This is a genomic window from Staphylococcus sp. HMSC056G08 (genome assembly GCF_001812305.1).
GTDB classification, from domain to species: Bacteria; Bacillota; Bacilli; order Staphylococcales; family Staphylococcaceae; genus Staphylococcus; species Staphylococcus simulans.
On record NZ_KV808463.1, the window covers coordinates 1 to 23,482 of the forward strand.

Consider the following 23,482-nt stretch of genomic DNA (forward strand, 5'->3'; position numbering starts at 1 on the left):
CAAACACGAGATCCTGTAAAGGGTCTCTTTTTTTTATGCCTATATAATGGGATGAATAAATAAATCGCCCGCTCTGTATTTAATGGTACACAGAGTGGGCGATTATGTTTATGAAGTAATAGATGAATGTTGTTTTTCGACATAAATAGATATTAATAAGAACATCAAACCGATTAGTGTAAGCAAAGGTGCAATTAAACTTAATGAGGCTACAGGTAAGTGTGTGATAACTAAACCACCTACAAACGCACCTAACGCATTGCCTAAGTTGAAGGCAGATTGATTCAATGTACTGGCTAACGTAGGCGCATCTTGTGAAATCAATGTGCTCTTATATTGAAGAGAGGGACTCATACTAAATCCGATAACTCCAAATAAAAAGACGCCAAGTACCATTACAAGTCCATTGAACTGCATGAAATACAGAATTCCGAAATAGAGGATGAAGATTGTAAAAATTAATTGTAACGCCTTATTCAAATTCCAATCCGCAAGTTTACCACCGATTAAGTTACCTAGCGTGACACCCACACCAAAGATAATCAACATAAAGGAAATGAGATTTTCTTTAATATGTGTGACATCTATTAATACTGATGAAATGTAAGTAAAATACGCAAAGACACTGCTGAAACCAAACAGGGTTACTGCGAGCGTTAACCATAAACGCTTTTCTTTTAAGATTTTCAATTCGTCTAATACAGATGAAGCTTGACGCTCTTTTTGATTAGGAACAAAAATCATAATACCAATCAACGCTAATATTCCGATAATAGCTATAATCACAAAAGTCATCGCCCATCCGAATTGTTGACCGATTAATGTTCCAAAAGGTACACCTAAAATATTACTTAAAGATAGTCCCATGAACATCAACGCCATGGCACTTGCGCGATATTGCGGTTGTACCATACTTGCGGCTAAAATAGATCCGATTCCAAAGAAAGAACCATGCGCAAGTGAAGTGATAATTCTAGCTGTCATCATGAAGCCGTAACTTGTGCTGAATGATGAAGCTAAGTTACCAATAATGAAAATAGCCATTAAAAGCATTAATAAATATTTTCGATTAAGTTTGATGGTTATCATAACCAAAATAGGTCCGCCAATTGCGACACCTAAGGCATAGCCTGTAATTAATTGACCAGCTTGACTGACCGTCACATGGAAATCACGTGCGATATTGGGTAGTAAGCCCATGATGACAAATTCTGTCATTCCAATCGCAAATGCGCCGATCGCAAGCATCCATATCGCAATAGGATATTTCTTCAAAATGACACCTCCGAAAATTCGCAAATATGGACTCGATTATACGTGAACCTTTAAATAGCGTCAATGCACTATATGATGTTTTATAAAAAGGTGACATATTTAAAATTGATAAGACATCACATGTTGCGGACCAGCTGGACCTTCTAATATACGTTTAGTATCGATATAGCCAAGTTTTTGATAGACATGAATGGCTTTAGGATTTTTAAAATTAACTGAAAGTACGATTTCATCAGTATTTGGAAAATGAGTACGCACATAGTCAGGTAATTGTGCCAAAGCTGCTTGTGCTAGACCTTGGCCTTGCATACGTTCCGTAATAGAGAAAGATTTTACTAAGACAGCATTTGAATTTTGTGCTAAGGATGCACCTTCATCATTTTGATTCAGCCTCATAAAGCCAACTGGATGTTGTTGATGTAAAACAACGACAGGATATTCTCCAGGTGCTAAATCTTCAAGAGCCGCAAAGGGTAAGAGCGCAAAAGCACTTTCTGCTTCAGCAATTGTAAACTTCTCAAGATCTTGATCATATTTAGAATCATATGGGACTAATTGAACGTCAGACATATTGTTTTTCTCCTTTAAGTCATTTTGTCAGTGTTTGAATCAATACACTAGTATGTGCTTCTAATTCATTATCTGGGATCCCCCCGAACCCGATGATAAATTTCGGTGCTGTAACATCATAATTCTCTTTCTTCATATAATTGATTAATGGGATGAGTTTGACATGATTTTGTTTCGCACGTTGTAACACCTCATCTAAATGCATGCCGTTTTGAACTGTTAATGTAAAATGCATGCCGGTTGTGGCACCTTCAATCATGAGTTGATTTTGATAGGGCTTTAAAGCTTCTAAGATATAAGTCAGTTTATGGCGATAAACTTTACGCATTTTATTCAAATGGCGATCAAATGAACCGTTTTCCATAAATTGCGCCACTGTATACTGCATTGGGGCAGGGACTGTATTACCTTCTTTGTTAGGTAAATCGTGATAATTTTTCATCAGTGCTTTAGGCAGCACCATAAACGCAATACGGCAACTTGGGAATAATGATTTAGAAAAGGTACTGATATAAATAACCTTTCCTGTCTTATCTAAACTTTGAAGTGCAGGAATCGGTTTACTGAAATAGCGGAACTCTGAATCATAATCATCCTCGATAATGAAACGGTCTTTATGTTGTTGGGCCCAGTTGATGAGTTGTGTACGGGTCTTTAAGTTCATCACATAGCCAGTCGGGAATTGATGCGAGGGTGTCACATATACCACTTGGCGATTGGAATTGAAAACTTGTGACATCTCAATTCCTTTTTTAGTAACAGGGACTTGTTTATAAGCTAATTCTTTTTTATCCAACACTTGCTTAATAGGTGGATAGCTTGGATATTCAATGATGTAAGAACGGTCAGTGAGTATATCCGTTACTTGGTTGATTAACTGTTCAGTGGATGAACCGATAATGATTTGTTCGGGATGACAATTCACACCGCGACTATTAAAGAGATAATGTGCAATGGCTTGTCTTAATCTGAATTCACCTTGTTGATCTCCAGGCTGTAAAATATCTGGCATAGATTCATCAAAGACATCACGCGCGTACTTACGAAATTGTTGCCACGGAAAGTGTTCTGTATCAATACGTGCCAAATCAAAGCGATAACGTGTAGTTGTTTCTTTTTGAGTTTGTTGAATCACTGCAGTTGGAGATTCTTTTGTGACTACTGGCAGTGATTCAATATCTGATACATAATAGCCTGACCGCGGCTTTGAATAGATATAACCTTCATCTAGTAAGTATTGGTATGCATGTTCAATTGTTGTATTACTGAGTGAATGATGTTCAGCAAGTCGGCGTTTAGAAGGGAAACGGTCACCAGATTGATACTGGCCTTCAATGATTTGTTCCTTCAACTTTTGATAAAGCTGCATATATAAAGGTTGTTTCATTCAACTGGCCTCCTAATATTTATCGAAATTGGTCCTTTAACACTATCAGTTTATCCTTTACACTGGATTTAATCAATGAGAAAAGGGGTATTTAGAATGTCTAAAATTGTAGGCTCAGATCGAGTAAAACGTGGAATGGCTGAAATGCAAAAAGGCGGCGTAATCATGGACGTTGTCAATGCAGAACAAGCTAAAATTGCAGAAGAAGCAGGCGCAGTAGCAGTTATGGCGCTTGAACGTGTACCATCAGATATCAGAGCAGCTGGTGGTGTTGCGCGTGCATGTAATCCTAAAATTGTTCAAGAAGTAATGGATGCTGTTTCAATTCCAGTTATGGCTAAATGCCGTATCGGACATATTACAGAAGCACGTGTGTTAGAAGCAATGGGTGTAGACTACATCGATGAATCAGAAGTATTAACACCTGCTGATGAAGAGTATCATTTATTAAAAAGCGACTACACTGTACCATTCGTATGCGGTTGCCGTAACTTAGGCGAAGCAGCACGTCGTATCGGTGAAGGTGCAGCAATGTTACGTACGAAAGGTGAACCAGGTACTGGTAACATCGTTGAAGCAGTACGTCATATGCGTCAAGTGAATTCAGAAGTGGCTAAATTAACAGTTATGCCAGATGATGAAATCATGACATTCGCAAAAGAAATCGGTGCACCATACGAAGTCTTAAAATCAATTAAAGACAATGGTCGTTTACCAGTAGTTAACTTTGCGGCAGGCGGTGTTGCGACACCTCAAGACGCAGCGTTAATGATGCAATTAGGTGCTGACGGTGTATTCGTAGGTTCAGGTATCTTTAAATCAGAAGACCCTGAAAAATTCGCAAAAGCAATTGTTCAAGCAACAACACACTACACTGATTACGAATTAATCGGTAAATTAGCTCAAGAGCTTGGTGAAGCAATGAGAGGCTTAGATGTAAATCAACTTTCATTAGAAGAACGTATGCAAGAGCGTGGCTGGTAAGATGAAAATCGGAGTCCTCGCACTACAAGGCGCAGTACGTGAACATTTGTGCCACATTGAGCTCAGCGGCCACGAAGGTATCGCAATCAAACGTGTTGAACAATTAGAAGAAATCGACGGTTTAATTTTACCAGGCGGTGAATCAACGACATTACGTCGTTTGATGAATCTGTATGGATTTAAAGAAGCTTTAGTCAACTCAGATTTACCGATGTTCGGTACATGTGCCGGATTGATTGTCTTAGCACAAGACATCGTCGGTGAAGAAGGGTATTTGAAGAAATTAGATATCACTGTAGAACGTAATTCGTTTGGGCGACAAGTGGACAGCTTTGAGTCTGAATTAGATATTAAAGGTATCGCAGAGGATATTGAAGCGGTCTTCATCAGAGCACCGCATATTGAAAAAGTAAACAGTGACAATGTAGAAGTATTAAGTACAGTCGGCGACAAAATTGTTGCCGTTAAAGAAGGTAATTATTTAGGTGTTTCTTTCCACCCGGAATTAACAGATGATTATCGAGTAACACAGTACTTCATCGAACATATTGTTGCTGAAAGTAAAAAAGCGAATGTATAATCATTCAAAAAACGAGCAGCCATAACGGTTGCTCGTTTTTTTAGTCTGGAAATTTTTCTAAGTATATTAATCCTTCATGGTCAGGTGTGCTGTTTTGGTTAATATAATCATAGCCGCGCTTTCGATAAAATTGTACTGCGGTTATTGAAGCAGGGATAATGAGACGTTTTGCGCGATGATAATAATAGTCATCTTCTAAAGTATCCATAATCAGTTTACCTATACCTAATTTTTGATAATCAGGAGAAACAAAAATAGAAAAGAAGCATGATTCTGTTTCACTGCCATAGTAAGGACCAATCGCACCTGTACCGATTAATTGATTGTTTAATTTAAAGACATAGAAGTTGATATGCTCTGCTTTATGTTGAATGCTTTCAGGCGTGGTTTCTGTTACGTAACTTTCAATATCTTCTTTCGGTTCGTCTTTGATGTTGGTAGTTCTGAGTGTATGACATATTAAATCCACAACCGCTTGTGTATCTGATGCTTGAAACTTACTGATTTGTATCTTATTTAAGTCCATAATTTCACCTGCTTTATTTATTTAGTAAATAGACATTCAAATTCTTCACAGACCATGATTTGATCTTCATTAAAAGTTTGATTAATGCTTGCGTATTCAGGTATGAAAAAGTCGCGATGGACGTTTCTCCAATATGTTAAGGTTCGAGAACCTTCTCCTTCTTTATATGCGTGTTTTTCTGATACTTCACAGAAAGGGACTTGATATACTTTAGTATTTTTAATAATAAAAACAGGATGATCTTGCGCATCTAGAACGATACTCAAATCGTTGACTTTTGGTAGAGGCCCTTCTTCCTCAATGTAGAAAGCTAAACCGCTGGTTGTCGCAGTTTTGATACCTTGTGAGACTAACTCAGCTAAGTCTGTAGCATCGACACCGAATTGCCAGGCGGTATAAGAAGCGTCTTGATAAATAGGATATTCAGTTATGAATTTGTCCCAAAATTCATCGATATTCATTATGACACCTCCATAATTAAGTGTTACTTTACACGAAAGTGGTTTGGAATGCAATATGAAAAAACGACTCCCTGATTGAGGAAGCCGTTTAAATATGATTTACATGAATAGACCTGCGATAGCTGCAGAGATGAATGATACAAGTGTTGCACCGAATAGTAATTTAAGTCCGAAACGTGCAACCAAGTCACCTTTTTCATCATTTAATGATTTGATGGCACCAGAAATGATACCGATAGAACTGAAGTTTGCGAATGATACTAAGAAGACAGAAGTAATACCGATTGCACGTTCTGATAAACCATGCATTTTACCTAAGTCTAACATCGCAACGAATTCGTTTGATAATAATTTTGTAGCCATTAATGAACCTGCTTTAACTGCGTCATCCCAAGGAATACCTGTTAGGAATGCGAATGGCGCAAAGACAAATCCGATTAATGTTTGGAAGTCCCATTTAATTGAACCGCCTGATACAGCTGTAAAGATACCGCTGACAAGGCCATTAAGTAAAGCAATAATTGCGATATAACCAATTAACATTGCCCCTACAATAACCGCAACTTTAAATCCGTCTAAAATGTATTCACCTAACATTTCGAAGAAAGATTGTTTTTGACCTGTTTCTTCTACTAATAATTTATCGTCTTTTTCATCAACTGTATATGGATTGATAATTGATGCGATAATAAATCCGCCGAATAAGTTTAATACAATTGCTGTTACGACATATTTAGGGTCTAACAGTGTGAAGTAAGCACCGATAATTGAAGCGGATACTGTCGACATTGCTGAAGCAGTTAATGTATATAAACGGTGCTTCGGAATGTATGGTAATTGTTTCTTCAATGAAATGAATACTTCTGATTGTCCTAAAATAGCAGCTGCAACTGCGTTATATGATTCTAAACGACCCATGCCGTTGATTTTAGAGATCAAAAAACCTAAACCATTAATAATCATTGGTAAAATCTTAGTGTATTGTAAGATACCGATAATTGCTGAAATGAAGACAATCGGTAATAATACGTTGAAGAAGAATGGCGGTTGATCTGGATTGACGTATTTAAAGCCTCCAAATACAAAGTTAACTCCTTCTGCAGCTTTTGATAACAGATAGGCGAAGCCTTTCGCAATACCGCCGATGACTGTGATTCCTGCATTTGTTTTTAAGAGAACAAACGCGAAGATAAATTGAATCACAAGCAAGATACCAACGTAATGCCACTTAACGTTTTTCTTGTCAGAACTAACAACAAGTGCGAGGGCTAAGAAGAAGACAATCCCTATTAAAGCAATAAGTATATGCATGTTATTTCTCATCCTTTTATTTTTTATTTCATCCAATATCATACAGGAAAAAAGCGCTTTCGAACATCCTATTTTTGACGATGTCGCAAATTTTTTAAATCATATTGGTTGAAAAAGGTCAAAGTTGGTCATATAATATAGTCAAAGAAGGTCAAAAAAGGGGTGATATCCATGCATAATATGTCCGACATCATAGAACAGTACATTAAGCATTTATTTGAAGAATCAAATAAAGATGTTGTTGAGATACAACGAGCGAATATTGCTCAACGTTTTGACTGTGTGCCTTCTCAACTTAATTATGTAATTAAGACAAGATTCACCAATGAACACGGTTATGAAATCGAAAGTAAACGCGGTGGTGGAGGTTATATCCGAATCACTAAGGTTGAAACCAAGGATACGAAAGGTTATATTGATCACCTCTTACAAATCATCGGCGATTCAATCTCTCAACAACAAGCACATTATGTGATCGAAGGATTGCTTGATAATCAATATATAACATTACGCGAAGCGAAAATGATGCTTGCAGTGGTAGATAGAGATACGTTAAGAATGGATGTTGCTGCAAGGGACATTGTCCGCGCAAACATATTGAAACAGCTATTGCCGGTCATTAATTACTATTAATAGTTAGGAGGCTGCACATGGCTGACACATTTGCACATGGAACAAAAACAAACGCACTTAAGTCACAAGAACACAATAGAATTAAAGCACAAAGTAATGAAGAGGAACCTACATGGCAGAACAATCAAGATGACATGGAAGGCTCTTTTGTTATAAAACAAATACTTCAACATTTGGCGTCTAAGCATGGTATTCAATTAGAAGACTTAAGCGTCAGAGAAGAGAAGAAGTGTCCTACTTGCCATATGACAATGAAAGATATTGCGTATAAAGGGAAGTTTGGGTGTGCACAATGTTACACTACCTTTAAAGAGGATATTGTAGATATTGTCAGACGTGTGCAAGGCGGACAATTTGAACATGTCGGTAAAACGCCTGTCTCCTCTCAGCACAAACTCGCATTAAAGAAAAAAATAGAAGCTAAAAATAAATATTTACAAGAATTAATAGAACAACAAGCGTTTGAAGAAGCGGCTGTCGTTCGTGATGAAATTAAAGCACTACAAGAAGAAAGCGAGGGATAACACATGAGCGAACATTCAATGTACATGAGTAGTTGGATGCAGCAGAATGAAACAACGCCTGTCGTGATGTCTTCACGTATACGACTTGCGAAAAACTTGAACAATCATGTTCATCCCTTAATGTTTACTTCAGATGTAGAAGGACAAAAAGTCATTAATGAAGTCCAAGATGCACTGCCTGATTTAAAAGTATTAAATATGCAGACCATCACGCATACAGATAAATTAAAATTAGTAGCGAAGCATCTGATCAGTAAAGAACTGATTGAACAGCCGGCTTCAGCGGTATTGTTGAATGATGATGAATCATTAAGCATAATGGTAAATGAAGAGGATCATATTAGAATTCAAACCATGAGTTCAGATATGGATTTAGAAGCACTTTATCAAGAAGCTTCAGAAATAGATGACCAATTAGATAGAGCACTTGATATCAGTTTTGATGAAGATTTAGGTTATTTAACAACGTGTCCAACGAATATTGGTACAGGAATGCGTGCAAGCGTGATGCTGCACCTTCCAGGACTTTCTATCATGAAGCGTATGAATCGCATTGCTCAAACTATTAACCGTTTCGGCTTTACGATTCGCGGTATTTTCGGAGAAGGTTCTCAAGTTTATGGTCACATCTATCAAGTTTCAAACCAATTAACCTTGGGAAGAACTGAGGAACAAATTATTGAAACGTTAACTGAAATCGTCCAACAAATTATTGCGGAGGAAATGCAGATTCGCAAACAACTGGATTATCATAACTTAGTTGAGATGCAAGATCGCATTTATCGCTCACTTGGTTTATTGCGCTACAGTCGCATAATGTCTATGGAAGAAGCATCGACGAGACTCAGTGAGGTCAAGTTAGGTATTGATTTAGGTTATATTGATTTACCAGAATTCAACTTCAATCAAATGATGGTAGCGATTCAATCCCCATTCTTGATTGACGAAGCACAACAAATTTCAATTAAAGAACAAAGAGCAAATATTATTAGAGAACATATAAAATAGGAGGTTTTGCTATGTTATTCGGTAGATTAACAGAACGTGCACAACGTGTCTTAGCACATGCACAAGAAGAAGCGATTCGTTTGAATCACTCAAATATCGGAACTGAACACTTATTGCTTGGTTTAATGAAAGAACCAGAAGGTATTGCCGCAAAAGTATTAGAAAGTTTCGGTATCACAGAAGACCTTGTTGTTACAGAAGTAGAAAAATTAATTGGTCAAGGTCAAGAACACATCGGCACATTGCACTATACACCGAGAGCGAAAAAAGTGATTGAACTTTCAATGGATGAAGCACGTAAATTACACCATAATTTCGTAGGTACAGAACACATTTTACTTGGTTTAATCCGTGAAAACGAAGGTGTAGCTGCACGTGTATTCGCAAACTTGGATTTAAATATCACTAAAGCGCGTGCTCAAGTTGTCAAAGCACTTGGCAGCCCAGAAATGAGCAATAAAAATGCACAAACTGCAAAATCTAACAACACACCGACACTTGATGGTTTAGCACGTGACTTAACAGTGATTGCTAAAGACGGCACATTAGATCCTGTTGTCGGCCGTGATAAAGAAATCACACGTGTCATCGAAGTATTAAGCCGTCGTACTAAAAACAACCCAGTGTTAATCGGTGAGCCTGGTGTAGGTAAAACAGCAATTGCTGAAGGCTTAGCACAAGCTATTGTAAATAATGAAGTGCCTGAGACATTAAAAGGTAAACGTGTGATGTCTCTAGACATGGGTACAGTTGTTGCCGGTACAAAATACCGTGGTGAATTCGAAGAAAGACTGAAAAAAGTTATGGAAGAAATTCATCAAGCAGGTAACGTTATCTTATTCATCGACGAATTGCACACATTAATCGGTGCAGGCGGTGCTGAAGGTGCCATTGACGCATCTAACATCTTAAAACCAGCACTTGCACGTGGTGAATTACAAGCTATCGGTGCAACAACGTTAGATGAATACCGTAAACACATTGAAAAAGATGCAGCTTTAGAACGTCGTTTCCAACCTGTACAAGTGGATGAACCGACAGTTGAAGATACAATCTTAATCCTAAAAGGATTACGTGATCGTTATGAAGCGCATCACCGTATCAACATTTCTGATGAAGCGGTTGAAGCAGCAGCACGTTTAAGTGACCGTTATGTTTCAGATCGTTTCTTACCAGACAAAGCAATCGACTTAATCGATGAAGCAAGTTCAAAAGTAAGATTGAAAAGTCATACGACTCCTTCAAACTTAAAAGAAATTGAACAAGAAATCGAAAAAGTGAAAAACGAAAAAGATGCAGCTGTACATTCACAAGAGTTCGAAAATGCTGCAAACCTTCGTGATAAACAAACAAAATTAGAAAAACAATATGAAGAAGCGAAAAATGAATGGAAAAACAAACAAGGCGGCGCAAACACATCATTAACAGAAAATGATATTGCTGAAGTGATTGCAGGCTGGACTGGTATTCCATTAACACGCTTAAATGAAACAGAATCAGAACGTCTGTTGAACTTAGAAGACACATTGCATAAACGTGTCATCGGTCAAAAAGATGCTGTGACATCTATCAGTAAAGCAGTACGCCGTGCACGTGCAGGCTTGAAAGATCCTAAACGTCCAATCGGAAGCTTTATCTTCTTAGGACCAACAGGTGTAGGTAAAACAGAATTAGCACGCGCATTAGCTGAATCAATGTTCGGCGATGAAGATGCGATGATTCGTGTAGACATGAGTGAGTTCATGGAAAAACACGCAGTGAGCCGTTTAGTCGGAGCGCCTCCAGGCTATGTAGGTCATGATGACGGTGGTCAATTGACTGAAAAAGTAAGACGTAAACCTTACTCAGTTATTCTATTCGACGAAGTAGAAAAAGCACATCCTGATGTCTTCAACATTATGTTGCAAGTCTTAGATGATGGTTTCTTAACTGATACAAAAGGTCGTCGTGTAGACTTCCGTAACACAGTCATTATCATGACTTCAAACGTCGGTGCACAAGAATTACAAGATCAACGCTTTGCTGGTTTCGGCGGCGGCAGCGACGAAGGTGCAGATTACGAAACAATTCGCAGTACAATGATGAAAGAATTGAAAAATGCATTCCGTCCTGAATTCTTAAACCGTGTTGATGATATTATTGTCTTCCACAAATTGGATAAAGCTGAATTGAAAGAAATCGTAACAAAAATGGTCAGCAACCTTACTGATCGTCTATCTGAACAAGATATTAATATCGAAGTGACAGAAGCTGCGAAAGAAAAAATCGCAGAAGAAGGTTACGATCCTCAATATGGTGCACGTCCACTTATCAGAGCAATTCAAAAAACAGTTGAGGATAACTTAAGTGAGTTAATCCTAGACGGTAACCAATTAGAAGGTAAAGACGTAGTTGTGGATCACAATGGCGACAAATTTGAATACAAAATCAATGATCGCCAAACAAAAGAAACTGAAGAAACAAAAACAAAAGCGTAATAAACGTAATGGTTAAACCAGATAAATAGATCAAGACTCCTTTTTAAGCAGTATTTATAACATGGCTGTTTAAAAGGAGTCTTTTTATATGTTGTAATTTTGATAGTTTAAAGAGAATATAATATGTAGTTTTAAAGAAATTTGGTATGATGTGGTTAAAGATGAGAGTCAGATGATTGTATGAAATGTGTTTTCAGGTTTAGAATAAGAAAGAATCAATGATAGCTTTTAAACCCTAGAAGGTGTAAAATAGATATGTTTTTCACGAAAAAATAGGTGGTGTAAATTTGGCAAAAAAGAAAGTGACATTTGAATGTATGGCATGTGGTTATCAATCACCGAAATGGATGGGGAAATGTCCGAATTGTGGTGCTTGGAACCAAATGGAAGAAGTTATGACGCAAAAAGAAGCTCCAAGTGGTAGAGGGATGCGTACAAGAGAACAAACAGCTAAAGTAACAAAGTTAAATGATGTCCAACATGAATCTACACCGCGTATCCATACAAGTTCGAGAGAATTTGATCGTGTCTTAGGTGGCGGTATTGTCCAAGGTTCGCTTGTGTTAATCGGTGGGGACCCTGGTATTGGTAAATCGACATTATTACTTCAAATTTGTTCTGCGTTATCTCAAAATAAAAAAGTACTTTATATTACAGGTGAGGAATCACTGAATCAAACGAAATTGCGAGCAGATCGTTTAGAAGAAGATTCAAGTCAATTAAACGTGTTTGCGGAAACAGATTTAGAAGTTATTAAAGAAGCTGTTAAACAAACACAACCAGACTTAGTGGTGGTAGACTCGATTCAAACAGTGTATCATCCGGAAATCAGTTCAGCGCCTGGTTCTGTCTCACAAGTACGAGAAAGTACGCAAATTCTGATGGGGATTGCGAAACAAATGAATATCGCAACCTTTATCGTCGGTCATGTGACGAAAGAAGGACAAATTGCAGGTCCACGTTTATTAGAACATATGGTAGATACGGTACTATATTTCGAAGGGGACGAACATCATGCATATAGAATTCTGCGTGCAGTGAAGAACCGTTTCGGTTCAACGAATGAAATGGGAATCTTCGAAATGAAACATAGCGGTTTGAAAGGAGTTAAGAACCCTTCAGAGATGTTCTTAGAAGAACGTTCAACGAATGTAGCTGGCTCTACAATTGTTCCGACAATGGAAGGTACACGTCCTTTATTAATTGAAGTGCAAGCATTAGTGACACCGACAACATTTAATAACCCAAGACGTATGGCGACTGGTATCGATCATAACCGTTTAAATTTATTAATGGCAGTGTTAGAGAAGAAAGAAAGTTACTTGCTGCAACAACAAGATGCTTATGTCAAAGTTGCAGGCGGCGTGCGTTTAACAGAACCAGCTGTTGATTTAGCAATTATCGCAGCGGTTGCTTCTAGTTTTAAAGACCAACCTATCAACGGCATGGATTGTTTCGTCGGTGAAGTAGGTCTGACAGGAGAAGTACGACGTGTCTCACGTATTGAACAACGTGTTCAAGAAGCAGCGAAATTAGGTTTCAAACGTGTGATTATTCCTAAAACCAATATAGGAGGTTGGGACTTCCCAGATAATATTCAAGTTGTCGGTGTAACCAGTGTGCATGAAGCACTGAACTTTGCATTGATGAAAAGCTGATACCACAGAGAGAAAGGAGGCTATCAGATGAATATTGTAAAGACCATTGTCATCATCAGTTATATGATTTTAGGTATCAGTTTGGGGATATTAATCATACCTGATATTGCGCGCGATACAGGTTTTGCACATACTTATGTATGGCTGACTAATAAATATATTGCTGGCATCATTGGTATGATTATATTCTTTGTTTTATTTGGTTTGTTGATTCCTAAAATCACCAGAGCTTTGCGTAAATTAGAAGGTTTTATTATGCGACACAGCGCAATTGAAATCCTCTTTGCAGCCATAGGTTTGATTATGGGACTTTTTATTTCTGTAATGATCGCATTTATTTTAAATATTATCGGATCATCTTTATTCCTTCATGTTCTTCCTATTATCATTACAGTATTCTTAAGTTATTTAGGTTTTCAATTTGGTTTGAAGAAACGTGATGAGATGTTGGCTTTATTACCAGAGAAAATGGCACGTTCTGCCTCAACGAATGCTTTACGTGCGAACCCTAAAATTTTAGATACGAGCGCAGTCATTGACGGTCGGATTTTAGAGATAATCAAATGCGGCTTTCTAGATGGAGAGATTTTGATTCCACAAGGTGTAATCAATGAACTGCAAGTGGTCGCAGACTCGACAGATAGTGTGAAAAGAGAAAAAGGACAACGCGGCTTGGATATTTTAAACCAAATTCATGATGCAGACCATCCTTCTCGCATTGTCCATCCGCAGAAGTCTTATAATCATATCGATGCGCTATTGATTAAACTTGCGCATAAATATAAAGCTGATTTAATTACGACCGATTTCAACTTGAATAAGATTTCACGTGTACAAGGTATTAAAGTGTTGAATGTGAATGATTTGTCTGAAGCGGTAAAACCAGCTGTGCGCCAAGGCGACCATATGAATTTATTAATAACTAAGATGGGTAAAGAACCTGGACAAGGTGTCGGCTATTTAGAAGATGGCACTATGGTAGTCATTGATGATGCGAAAACCTTAGTTGGCCAACATGTCAAAATTGAAATTACTAGTATTTTACAAACATCATCTGGACGAATTGTCTTTGCGAAATTAATTCAACAGTGAGCATCCCTTGTTTCACATGGAACAGAAGGGTAAACAGAGTTGATTCGTGTAAGCAAATGGGCTTACCAAATAAGGCTTGTAATGCTACAATAAGTAAGAATGGGTACAGAACTGCCTGGCTATTTATGTCAGTCAAACAGATAGGTCTTATCACTGCTTTTGACCTTGGTTTATCATGAATAATCAAGCACATTCTGAAGTATCACTGTCTCTGAATTATTAGAGATAGTTGAGTTCTCGAACTTTCTTTAATCAATAATCTAAAAATACAGGAGTGAACGAAATAATGAGTGAACGCGTAAGAGTCAGATATGCACCAAGTCCGACTGGTTATTTGCATATCGGAAACGCTAGAACAGCACTATTCAACTATTTATTTGCTAAACACTATGATGGGGACTTTGTCGTACGTATTGAGGATACGGATAAGAAACGTAACTTAGAAGACGGCGAATCTTCTCAATTCAGCAACCTGAAATGGTTAGGTCTTGATTGGGATGAATCTGTAGATAAAGACGGAGGTTATGGTCCGTATCGTCAATCTGAACGTGGTAAATTCTATGATCCTTTAGTAGAACAATTATTAGCAGAAGATAAAGCGTATAAATGTTACATGACTGAAGAAGAATTAGAAGCAGAACGTGAAGGTCAAATCGCACGTGGTGAAACACCTCGTTATGGTGGTAAACACGCACATTTAACAAAAGAAGAACAAGAAGCGTTTGAAGCAGAAGGACGCAAACCTTCAATTCGTTTCCGTGTGCCTAAAGGCAAAGTATATAAATTTGATGACATGGTTAAAGGTGAAGTGTCATTCGAATCTGATAACATCGGCGACTGGGTTATTGTGAAAAAAGACGGTGTACCGACTTATAACTTTGCGGTAGCTGCAGATGACCATTATATGGAAATCTCAGATGTTATCCGTGGTGATGACCATGTATCAAATACACCAAAACAATTAATGATTTATGAAGCATTCGGTTGGGAACCTCCACGTTTCGGCCATATTTCATTGATCGTCAACGAACAACGTAAAAAATTAAGTAAACGTGATGGCCAAATCTTACAATTCATCGAGCAATACCGTGACTTAGGTTACTTGCCAGAAGCATTGTTCAACTTCATCACATTACTTGGTTGGTCACCAGAAGGTGAAGAAGAAATCTTCTCTAAAGAAGAATTCATTAAATTATTCGATGAAAATCGTTTACAAAAATCACCAGCATTCTTCGATAAGAAAAAACTAGCTTGGGTAAACAACCAATATATGAAACAAAAAGACTCAGAAACTGTCTTTGAATTAGCATTACCTCACTTAATCAATGCAGGGTTGATTCCAGAATCACCTTCAGAAGAAGATTTAGATTGGGGTCGCAAGTTAATTGGTTTATACCAAAAAGAAATGAGTTATGCCGGTGAAATCGTACCGCTTTCTGAAATCTTCTTCAGAGATGAAGTTGCATTAAATGAAGAAGAACAAGAAGTTATCAATGGGGAACAAGTACCTGAATTGATGGAACACTTATATGGCAAACTAGAAGAATTAGAGCCATTTGAAGCGGCTGAAATTAAGAAAACAATTAAAGCTGTACAAAAAGAAACAGGTATCAAAGGTAAACAATTATTTATGCCGATTCGTGTTGCGGTAACAGGCGAAATGCATGGACCGGAATTACCGAATACAATGGAAGTATTAGGTAAAGAAAAGGTATTAAAACGTTTGAAAAAATATCTATAATTTTAGTGGGTAACCTTGCTTGAATTTTCAGCATAAACCACCTATTATTAAAAGTAATTACTACTAAGGATTAGTAGATAATGGTTCAAGTCCAGAGAGTGTGCGGTTGCTGCGAGCACATCTTGAACATTATTGAATGCACCTTGGTTCAGACAATGATAAATACGGGATTTGAGAGAGTATATAAAAATAGTTTTTTTGTATGCTGAAGAAGAGTGGAACCGTGCGAAGCACCTCTGACATTAAGTTGTTAGAGGTGCTTTCGTTATAAATAGGAGGGGAATAACTTGTTTAAAAGAATGAGAGACGATATAAAAATGGTATTCGAACAAGATCCTGCAGCTAAGACATCATTTGAGGTAGTAACAACGTATGCAGGATTGCATGCAGTATGGAATCACTTGCTTGCACATAAACTTTATAATAAAAAGCACTACGTGGCTGCACGTATTATTTCGCAAATATCACGCTTTTTCACTGGTATTGAAATTCATCCAGGTGCTAAAATCGGCAAACGTTTATTTATCGATCACGGCATGGGTGTGGTCATTGGTGAAACTTGTACGATTGGCGATAACGTTACAATTTATCAAGGTGTCACACTTGGCGGTACTGGCAAAGAAAAAGGTAAACGTCACCCTGACATTGGCGATAATGTCTTAATTGCGGCAGGTTCAAAGATTTTAGGAAATATCAAAGTAGACTCTAATGTCAATATTGGTGCGAACTCAGTTGTATTAACCAATGTACCAAGCTATTCCACAGTTGTCGGTATTCCTGGCCATATCGTGAAACAACATGGTAAACGTATCGGTAAAAACTTTGATCATCTCAACTTACCAGACCCGATTTACGAACAAATGAAACAATTAGAAAAGCAACTAGAGCAAGTGAAGAATGGAGAGATTCAAGATGATTACATTATATAATACATTGACGAGACAGAAAGAACCGTTTAAGCCGATAGAAGAAGGCAAGGTTAAGATGTATGTCTGCGGTCCAACAGTTTATAACTATATTCATATCGGTAATGCACGTCCAGCTATCAACTATGATGTTGTACGTCGTTATTTTGAATATAAAGGTTATGACGTTAATTATGTATCTAACTTTACGGACGTGGATGATAAATTAATCAAACGTTCAAAAGAGTTGAATGAAAGTGTGCAAGAAATCGCTGACCGTTACATTCAAGCTTTCTATGAAGATACAGGTGCGTTGAATGTCAAAAAAGCAACATCTAATCCACGTGTTATGAACCATATGGATGATATCATCGCATTTATCCAAAACCTAGTAGAACAAGGTTATGCTTATGAAAGTGAAGGCGATGTTTACTTCAGAACGCGTAAGTTTGAAGGATATGGTAAATTAAGTCATCAATCTATTGATGATTTAAAAGTCGGTGCACGTATTGAATCAGGCGAACAAAAAGAAGATGCATTAGACTTCACGTTATGGAAAAAAGCGAAACCTGGAGAAATCAGCTGGGACAGCCCATTCGGCAAAGGACGTCCAGGCTGGCATATCGAGTGCTCAGTGATGGCATATCATGAATTAGGTGAAACGATTGATATCCACGCAGGCGGCAGTGACTTACAATTCCCACACCATGAAAACGAAATTGCACAATCAGAAGCGCATAACCATGCAACATTTGCGAATTACTGGATGCATAATGGTTTCATTAATATCAATAATGAAAAAATGAGTAAGTCATTAGGCAACTTCGTACTTGTACATGACATTATTAAAGAAGTAGACCCTGATGTATTACGTTTCTTTATGATCAGCGTACACTACCGCAGTCCAATCAACTACAACATGGAATTAGTCGAATCAGCGAAAGCTGGTTTAGAACGTATCCGTAATAGTTATCAAGCGATTGAAGAAAGAGAAGCGATTGCTTCAGATATCGAAGAACAATCAGATTATATTGAACAAATTGATGCATTGTTAAAACAATTTGAAACGGTTATGGATGATGACTTCAATACTGCTAATGCGATTACAACTTGGTATGATTTAGCGAAACTTGCGAATAAATATGTGATGGAAAACACAACATCTAAAAAAGTGATTGAACGCTTTAAAGAAGTATTCCAAATCTTCAGCGACGTTTTAGGAGTTCCATTAAAAGGCAAACAACATGATGAATTGTTAGATGAAGACATTGAAGCCTTGATTGAAGAGCGTAATCAAGCGCGTAAAAATAAAGATTATGCACGTGCGGATGAAATCCGTGATGAATTAAAAGCACAAAATATTATCCTTGAAGATACACCGCAAGGCGTGAGATTCAAACGTGGATAATCAAGAAAATATCAAACTGCTGAACCCATTATCTTTAGCATATATGGGGGATGCAGTTTTAGATCAATATGTCAGAACGCATATCATTTTGAAATTGCGTGCAAAACCGAATCGTCTGCATCAACAAGCAAAACGTTTTGTGTCTGCGAAAAGCCAGGCTATTACGTTGGAAAGTTTGATGCAGTCGGATTGGTTTACAGAAGAAGAATTAGAAATTGTGCGCAGAGGGCGTAATGCGAAAAGCCATACAAAAGCGAAAAATACTGACATTCAGACGTATCGTAAAAGCTCTGGTTTGGAAGCGGTGATTGGTTTCTTATATTTAGATCATCAATCAGACCGATTGGAATCATTGCTTGAGCGTATTGTGACTGAAGTCGAAGAAAGGGAGTGAGGATGTGGAAGATTCAGTAATTGTAGGGAGACATGCCGTGAAAGAAGCAATTACTTCTGGGCATCCCATCAACAAGATTTTGATTCAAGATGGCGTGAAAAAGCAACAACTTGATGAAATCTTAAAAAATGCAAAAAAGCAAAAATTGATTGTGCAGACCGTCCCAAAAACGAAATTAGACGGATTAGCTGAAGCACCGCACCAAGGTGTCGCAGCATTGGTTGCGCCATATGAATATGTAGAGCTAGATGATTTGCTTGCGAAACTTAAAGCACAAGATCATTTACCAACATTAATGTTACTGGATGGTCTAGAAGACCCGCACAACCTAGGTTCCATTTTAAGAACTGCGGATGCAGCAGGTGTAGATGGTGTCATTATACCGAAACGTCGTTCTGTTGCTTTAACACAAACAGTTGCTAAAGCGTCTGCAGGTGCGATTCAACACATTCCGGTAACACGTGTAACAAACTTATCTCAAACGATGGATAAGTTAAAAGAAGAAGGTTATTGGATTGCAGGGACTGCAGCTGATAACGCAACAGATTACCGTCAAATGAGTGCAGATATGCCACTTGCCATTGTTATCGGTAACGAAGGACATGGTATGAGCCGACTTGTTAAAGAGAAGTGTGATTTTTATATTAAAATCCCTATGGTCGGTCATATTAACAGTTTGAATGCATCTGTTGCCGCAAGCTTAATGATGTATGAAATTTATCGAAAACGTCACCCGGTTGGAGAATAAGCTATGAAGCACAAGGATCGGTATTTAATCATCGACGGTTACAATATGATTGGTCATAGTCGTGCTTTATCAGAATTGGCTAAAGAGAATTTAGAAGAAGCCAGAGAAAAGTTGTTGCTGGCTATCGGCAACTATAAAGCAACTGTGGCAGACGATGTGATATGTGTGTTTGACGCTTATGAACAAGAAGGTAATGAAAGTGAATTTTATTACCACGGGGTACGAACGATTTTCACAAAAGAACATGAAACAGCTGACAGCTTTATAGAACGATTTGTATATGGGCTATATGACAAACATACAACCCATATTGCTGTTGTTACGAGTGATATGAGTGAACAGCACGCTATCTTCGGTACGGGTGCTTATCGTATTTCGTCTCGAGAAATGTGGCAGAACATTAAGTTGAATGAAGCGAGTGTTGAGTCATCAATGAAAACGTTCAATAATAATAAACCTCGAACACGTATCCAACTCACAGATGAAGTATTATCAGAATTTGAAAAAATCAGAAGAGGCGACCAAGAAAAATAAGATTTCTGTACATTGCTTATTTCATCAGCATTCCGCTATGATAAGTTCACTTTTATGAAAGGATCGAACTTACCGTAATGCAGAAAACTTCCATACCTCAAGATATTGTCTCTCTTATACATCTTGCACAAATGCATGACGATCACGCGATGCATCAATTACTAGAAGTGTTGCAGCCGTTTATACGCAGTCGGCTGATTCATCCTTCGATTGCACCGCATGATTGTGATGACTTGATACAAGACATCTCCTTAAGAATCAGCAGAAATATTTATCATTTTAAAACGATAGAAACGATTCCGTTTGAACATTATTTCAATCGCTTAGTCAGCACTTCTAAATATGATTATTACAGAAGACAGAAGCGGCTGAGATTACAACAAGATTGTCTTGTTCAAGAAGCGGAGTGTAGTTATCGTACGCAATTGCCATCTGTCGAAGCACAACTCATTTTAAAAGAACGTTCGGAAATTCTGCTTAATTGTTGTAAGAAATTAAGCAAATTAGAGCGAGAAGTAGTACAATATATATTGGATGATTATTCCCCAAGTGAAACAGCACAAGCGATGGATTTAAGTGAAAAGGCGGTTTATAATGCCCTTCATCGTAGTAAAGTGAAGTTACGTAAAATGCAGGAATTATTGGATGCATAATTGCGTTTCGTTACACTTATAGATACAACTTACAATTCACTAGACGTTTGACAATTTGAGGGTTTCTTATGTATAGTTAGTGAGTATTTAATATAGGTAAGGTGAAGGTATTATGAAGAAAGTCCCGCTTAACTGTGAAATTTGCGGCAATAGAAACTATACCGTACCAAAGAACAGCAACCTTGCAGAAAGACTCGTGTTAAAGAAGTATTGCAAAAAGTGCAATGCGCATACAGTACACAAGGAATCGAAGTAATTGCTAAAGGCCAAGATGAAATTATTGATTAATTGGAGGTACGACAATGGCTGAAGATAAAAACAAAAAATCAAAAGCACCAAAAGAGAGTTTCTTCAAAGGCGTTATATCTGAGATGGAGAAAACGAGCTGGCCGACTGGTCAAGAACTCGTGAAATACACAACAATTGTAATTGTTACAGTGTTATTTTTCTTAATCTTCTTCTATGCCTTAGATTTGGGAATCGGTAGATTAATAGAATTAATTAGTTAATGAGGAGTGACAGCATGTCTGAAGAAGTTGGAGCAAAGCGTTGGTATGCCGTGCATACTTACTCTGGCTATGAAAATAAAGTTAAGAAAAATTTAGAAAAACGTGTTGAATCAATGAATATGACAGAACAGATTTTCAGAGTTGTCATACCTGAAGAAGAGGAAACACAAGTTAAAGACGGTAAAGCGAAGAAAATCACGAAAAAAACTTTCCCTGGCTATGTCTTGGTAGAGTTAGTCATGACAGATGAGTCATGGTATGTAGTACGTAATACACCAGGTGTAACAGGATTTGTCGGTTCAGCAGGTGCTGGATCAAAACCTAACCCGCTGTTGCCGGATGAAGTCCGCTTTATTTTAAAACAAATGGGAATGAAAGAAAAAACAATTGATGTTGAAGTCGAAGTTGGAGAACAAGTTCGTATCAAGTCTGGCCCATTTGCCAACCAAGTCGGTGAAGTACAAGAAATCGAAGCAGATAAATTCAAGCTTACAGTATTAGTAGATATGTTTGGCAGAGAAACTCCGGTTGAAGTTGAGTTTGATCAAATCGAAAAATTGTAATTCGAATAGGTGTTGATTTTACAATTTTTCAATGATATAATACTATGGTCGTCCTTTGGAAGAAGGAGGCCATTTCGTCACGAAATGTTTTAAGAGTGGGAGGGCAAAATTGAGCCCTGTGACCACATCACGATATCAAGGAGGTGCACATCGTGGCTAAAAAAGTAGAAAAAGTAGTTAAATTGCAAATTCCTGCAGGTAAAGCGAACCCAGCACCACCAGTTGGTCCAGCATTAGGTCAAGCAGGTGTGAACATTATGGGATTCTGTAAAGAATTCAACGCGAGAACACAAGAACAAGCAGGTTTAATCATTCCGGTAGAAATCAGTGTGTATGAGGATCGCTCATTTACATTCATCACTAAAACTCCACCGGCTCCAGTACTACTTAAAAAAGCAGCTGGCGTTGACAAAGGTTCTGGTGAACCTAACAAAAACAAAGTTGCTACAGTAACTAAAGATCAAGTACGTGAAATCGCTGAAACTAAAATGCCTGACTTAAACGCAGCAGACATCGAAGCAGCAATGCGTATTGTTGAAGGTACTGCTCGTAGTATGGGTATCACTGTAGAATAATAGCGTAAAGATGAGTTTGCTCATCTAACGAAACGAATAACAATCAGAAACGTGAAACAAACATGGCAGATGACAGTAAAGTTAATCCAATGAATAAAAATTGCGAACAGCTCACAAGGTCATCTGCTCTTAACTTGCATAAGCAAGTAATGTGGGAGGACATTCCGCTAAAACCACTAAAGGAGGAAATATAAATGGCTAAAAAAGGTAAAAAGTATCTAGATGCTGCTAAAAAAGTTGACCGTAATACTTATTACGCTGTTGAAGAAGCAATCAGCTTAGCTAAAGAAACTAGCGTTGCAAACTTCGACGCTTCTGTAGAAGTAGCATTCCGTTTAGGTATCGATACTCGTAAAAATGACCAGCAAATCCGTGGTGCAGTAGTATTACCACACGGTACTGGTAAAACACAACGTGTATTAGTATTCGCGAAAGGTGACAAAGCTGCTGAAGCAGAAGCAGCTGGCGCTGATTACGTAGGCGAATCAGAATACGCTAACAAAATCCAACAAGGCTGGTTCGACTTCGATGTAGTTGTAGCTACACCGGACATGATGGGCGAAGTTGGTAAATTAGGTCGTGTATTAGGACCTAAAGGTTTAATGCCTAACCCTAAAACTGGCACAGTAACTATGGATGTTAAAAAAGCGGTTGAAGAAATCAAAGCAGGTAAAGTAGAATACCGTGCTGAGAAAGCTGGTATCGTCCACGCTTCAATCGGTAAAGTATCATTCAGTACTGAGGATTTAGTTGATAACTTCAACACTATCCAAGATGTATTAGCAAAAGCTAAACCAGCTTCAGCTAAAGGTACTTACTTCAAGTCTGTTGCAGTTTCAACTACAATGGGTCCTGGTGTTAAAGTAGATACTTCAAACTTCAAACTATAATATAAATGAAATTTAAGAACTAGAGAAAATGTAAAAGTTGCAAAGTGCCAATCGTATCGATTCATATCTGAGACAG

25 protein-coding genes and 1 pseudogene are annotated in these 23,482 nt (G+C 37.8%); 20 read left to right on the plus strand and 6 right to left on the minus strand.

Annotation, left to right across the window (positions count from 1 at the left end; translation table 11 throughout):
- Positions 1 to 108: 108 nt before the first annotated feature.
- The 3 genes from HMPREF2846_RS05590 to HMPREF2846_RS05600 form a co-directional block, all read right to left on the minus strand.
- A complete protein-coding gene (locus HMPREF2846_RS05590; protein ID WP_226956283.1) occupies positions 109 to 1,275 on the minus strand; it encodes an MFS transporter in 1,167 nt (388 codons plus the stop codon).
- A gap of 99 nt (positions 1,276 to 1,374) precedes the next feature.
- Positions 1,375 to 1,845, minus strand: coding sequence for a GNAT family N-acetyltransferase (locus HMPREF2846_RS05595; protein WP_002481304.1), 471 nt, complete (start codon positions 1,843 to 1,845; stop codon positions 1,375 to 1,377).
- A gap of 19 nt (positions 1,846 to 1,864) precedes the next feature.
- Positions 1,865 to 3,232 carry a MocR-like pyridoxine biosynthesis transcription factor PdxR gene (locus HMPREF2846_RS05600; RefSeq protein ID WP_057510396.1) on the minus strand — a complete coding sequence of 456 codons (1,368 nt, stop codon included), beginning with the start codon at positions 3,230 to 3,232 and terminating at the stop codon, positions 1,865 to 1,867.
- A gap of 96 nt (positions 3,233 to 3,328) precedes the next feature.
- Between HMPREF2846_RS05600 and pdxS the strand changes: the two genes are divergently transcribed.
- Positions 3,329 to 4,216, plus strand: coding sequence for a pyridoxal 5'-phosphate synthase lyase subunit PdxS (gene pdxS, locus HMPREF2846_RS05605; RefSeq protein WP_002481306.1), 888 nt, complete (start codon positions 3,329 to 3,331; stop codon positions 4,214 to 4,216).
- Position 4,217: 1 nt separating this feature from the next.
- A complete protein-coding gene (gene pdxT, locus HMPREF2846_RS05610) occupies positions 4,218 to 4,796 on the plus strand; it encodes a pyridoxal 5'-phosphate synthase glutaminase subunit PdxT (protein WP_070626068.1) in 579 nt (192 codons plus the stop codon).
- 40 nt (positions 4,797 to 4,836) lie between these two features.
- On the opposite strand, the gene HMPREF2846_RS05615 is transcribed toward pdxT, so the two are convergent.
- From HMPREF2846_RS05615 to HMPREF2846_RS05625, 3 genes are all read right to left on the minus strand, one after another.
- Positions 4,837 to 5,322 (minus strand): GNAT family N-acetyltransferase, encoded by a 486-nt coding sequence (locus HMPREF2846_RS05615; protein WP_002481308.1) that lies wholly within the window; start codon positions 5,320 to 5,322, stop codon positions 4,837 to 4,839.
- A 17-nt stretch (positions 5,323 to 5,339) separates the two neighbouring features.
- A complete protein-coding gene (locus tag HMPREF2846_RS05620) occupies positions 5,340 to 5,783 on the minus strand; it encodes an ASCH domain-containing protein (protein WP_070626070.1) in 444 nt (147 codons plus the stop codon).
- A gap of 99 nt (positions 5,784 to 5,882) precedes the next feature.
- Positions 5,883 to 7,094 carry a NupC/NupG family nucleoside CNT transporter gene (locus HMPREF2846_RS05625; RefSeq protein WP_002481310.1) on the minus strand — a complete coding sequence of 404 codons (1,212 nt, stop codon included), beginning with the start codon at positions 7,092 to 7,094 and terminating at the stop codon, positions 5,883 to 5,885.
- Positions 7,095 to 7,265: 171 nt separating this feature from the next.
- Between HMPREF2846_RS05625 and HMPREF2846_RS05630 the strand changes: the two genes are divergently transcribed.
- The 18 genes and pseudogenes from HMPREF2846_RS05630 (at position 7,266) to rplA (ending at position 23,406) form a co-directional block, all read left to right on the plus strand.
- On the plus strand, positions 7,266 to 7,727 hold the full coding sequence (locus HMPREF2846_RS05630) for a CtsR family transcriptional regulator (protein WP_023016300.1): 462 nt from the start codon (positions 7,266 to 7,268) through the stop codon (positions 7,725 to 7,727).
- Between the two features lie 119 nt (positions 7,728 to 7,846).
- Positions 7,847 to 8,251: pseudogene (locus tag HMPREF2846_RS05635) on the plus strand (UvrB/UvrC motif-containing protein); the annotation flags it as partial.
- Positions 8,252 to 8,254: 3 nt separating this feature from the next.
- On the plus strand, positions 8,255 to 9,259 hold the full coding sequence (locus tag HMPREF2846_RS05640; RefSeq protein ID WP_070626072.1) for a protein arginine kinase: 1,005 nt from the start codon (positions 8,255 to 8,257) through the stop codon (positions 9,257 to 9,259).
- Positions 9,260 to 9,270: 11 nt separating this feature from the next.
- A complete protein-coding gene (locus tag HMPREF2846_RS05645; RefSeq protein WP_023016302.1) occupies positions 9,271 to 11,736 on the plus strand; it encodes an ATP-dependent Clp protease ATP-binding subunit in 2,466 nt (821 codons plus the stop codon).
- A gap of 287 nt (positions 11,737 to 12,023) precedes the next feature.
- On the plus strand, positions 12,024 to 13,394 hold the full coding sequence (radA, locus tag HMPREF2846_RS05650) for a DNA repair protein RadA (protein WP_070626075.1): 1,371 nt from the start codon (positions 12,024 to 12,026) through the stop codon (positions 13,392 to 13,394).
- Between the two features lie 27 nt (positions 13,395 to 13,421).
- The gene (locus HMPREF2846_RS05655; RefSeq protein ID WP_070626077.1) at positions 13,422 to 14,486 is read left to right on the plus strand and encodes a PIN/TRAM domain-containing protein; all 1,065 of its coding nucleotides are present in this window, start codon (positions 13,422 to 13,424) and stop codon (positions 14,484 to 14,486) included.
- A 286-nt stretch (positions 14,487 to 14,772) separates the two neighbouring features.
- Entirely contained in the window at positions 14,773 to 16,227 is a 1,455-nt protein-coding gene (gltX, locus tag HMPREF2846_RS05660) for a glutamate--tRNA ligase (RefSeq protein ID WP_002481317.1), read from the plus strand.
- A 299-nt stretch (positions 16,228 to 16,526) separates the two neighbouring features.
- Positions 16,527 to 17,156 (plus strand): serine O-acetyltransferase, encoded by a 630-nt coding sequence (gene cysE, locus HMPREF2846_RS05665; protein ID WP_172954255.1) that lies wholly within the window; start codon positions 16,527 to 16,529, stop codon positions 17,154 to 17,156.
- Positions 17,140 to 18,540 carry a cysteine--tRNA ligase gene (cysS, locus tag HMPREF2846_RS05670; RefSeq protein ID WP_070626079.1) on the plus strand — a complete coding sequence of 467 codons (1,401 nt, stop codon included), beginning with the start codon at positions 17,140 to 17,142 and terminating at the stop codon, positions 18,538 to 18,540. The genes cysE and cysS overlap by 17 nt, the downstream gene beginning before the upstream one ends.
- Positions 18,533 to 18,934 carry a Mini-ribonuclease 3 gene (locus HMPREF2846_RS05675; RefSeq protein ID WP_002481320.1) on the plus strand — a complete coding sequence of 134 codons (402 nt, stop codon included), beginning with the start codon at positions 18,533 to 18,535 and terminating at the stop codon, positions 18,932 to 18,934. The genes cysS and HMPREF2846_RS05675 overlap by 8 nt, the downstream gene beginning before the upstream one ends.
- 4 nt (positions 18,935 to 18,938) lie before the next feature.
- The gene (gene rlmB / locus HMPREF2846_RS05680) at positions 18,939 to 19,682 is read left to right on the plus strand and encodes a 23S rRNA (guanosine(2251)-2'-O)-methyltransferase RlmB (RefSeq protein ID WP_002481321.1); all 744 of its coding nucleotides are present in this window, start codon (positions 18,939 to 18,941) and stop codon (positions 19,680 to 19,682) included.
- A 3-nt stretch (positions 19,683 to 19,685) separates the two neighbouring features.
- Positions 19,686 to 20,216 carry an NYN domain-containing protein gene (locus HMPREF2846_RS05685; RefSeq protein ID WP_002481322.1) on the plus strand — a complete coding sequence of 177 codons (531 nt, stop codon included), beginning with the start codon at positions 19,686 to 19,688 and terminating at the stop codon, positions 20,214 to 20,216.
- A gap of 77 nt (positions 20,217 to 20,293) precedes the next feature.
- Positions 20,294 to 20,869 carry an RNA polymerase sigma factor gene (locus HMPREF2846_RS05690; protein WP_002481323.1) on the plus strand — a complete coding sequence of 192 codons (576 nt, stop codon included), beginning with the start codon at positions 20,294 to 20,296 and terminating at the stop codon, positions 20,867 to 20,869.
- 112 nt (positions 20,870 to 20,981) lie between these two features.
- Positions 20,982 to 21,125: a 50S ribosomal protein L33 gene (gene rpmG, locus HMPREF2846_RS13855; RefSeq protein WP_081600403.1), complete on the plus strand. Its 144-nt coding sequence runs from the start codon at positions 20,982 to 20,984 to the stop codon at positions 21,123 to 21,125.
- Positions 21,126 to 21,171: 46 nt separating this feature from the next.
- Entirely contained in the window at positions 21,172 to 21,378 is a 207-nt protein-coding gene (gene secE, locus HMPREF2846_RS05695) for a preprotein translocase subunit SecE (protein WP_023016303.1), read from the plus strand.
- 14 nt (positions 21,379 to 21,392) lie between these two features.
- The gene (nusG, locus tag HMPREF2846_RS05700) at positions 21,393 to 21,941 is read left to right on the plus strand and encodes a transcription termination/antitermination protein NusG (RefSeq protein WP_002481325.1); all 549 of its coding nucleotides are present in this window, start codon (positions 21,393 to 21,395) and stop codon (positions 21,939 to 21,941) included.
- Positions 21,942 to 22,093: 152 nt separating this feature from the next.
- Positions 22,094 to 22,516, plus strand: coding sequence for a 50S ribosomal protein L11 (rplK, locus tag HMPREF2846_RS05705; protein WP_002481326.1), 423 nt, complete (start codon positions 22,094 to 22,096; stop codon positions 22,514 to 22,516).
- A gap of 194 nt (positions 22,517 to 22,710) precedes the next feature.
- The gene (gene rplA, locus HMPREF2846_RS05710) at positions 22,711 to 23,406 is read left to right on the plus strand and encodes a 50S ribosomal protein L1 (RefSeq protein WP_002481327.1); all 696 of its coding nucleotides are present in this window, start codon (positions 22,711 to 22,713) and stop codon (positions 23,404 to 23,406) included.
- Positions 23,407 to 23,482: the final 76 nt, after the last annotated feature.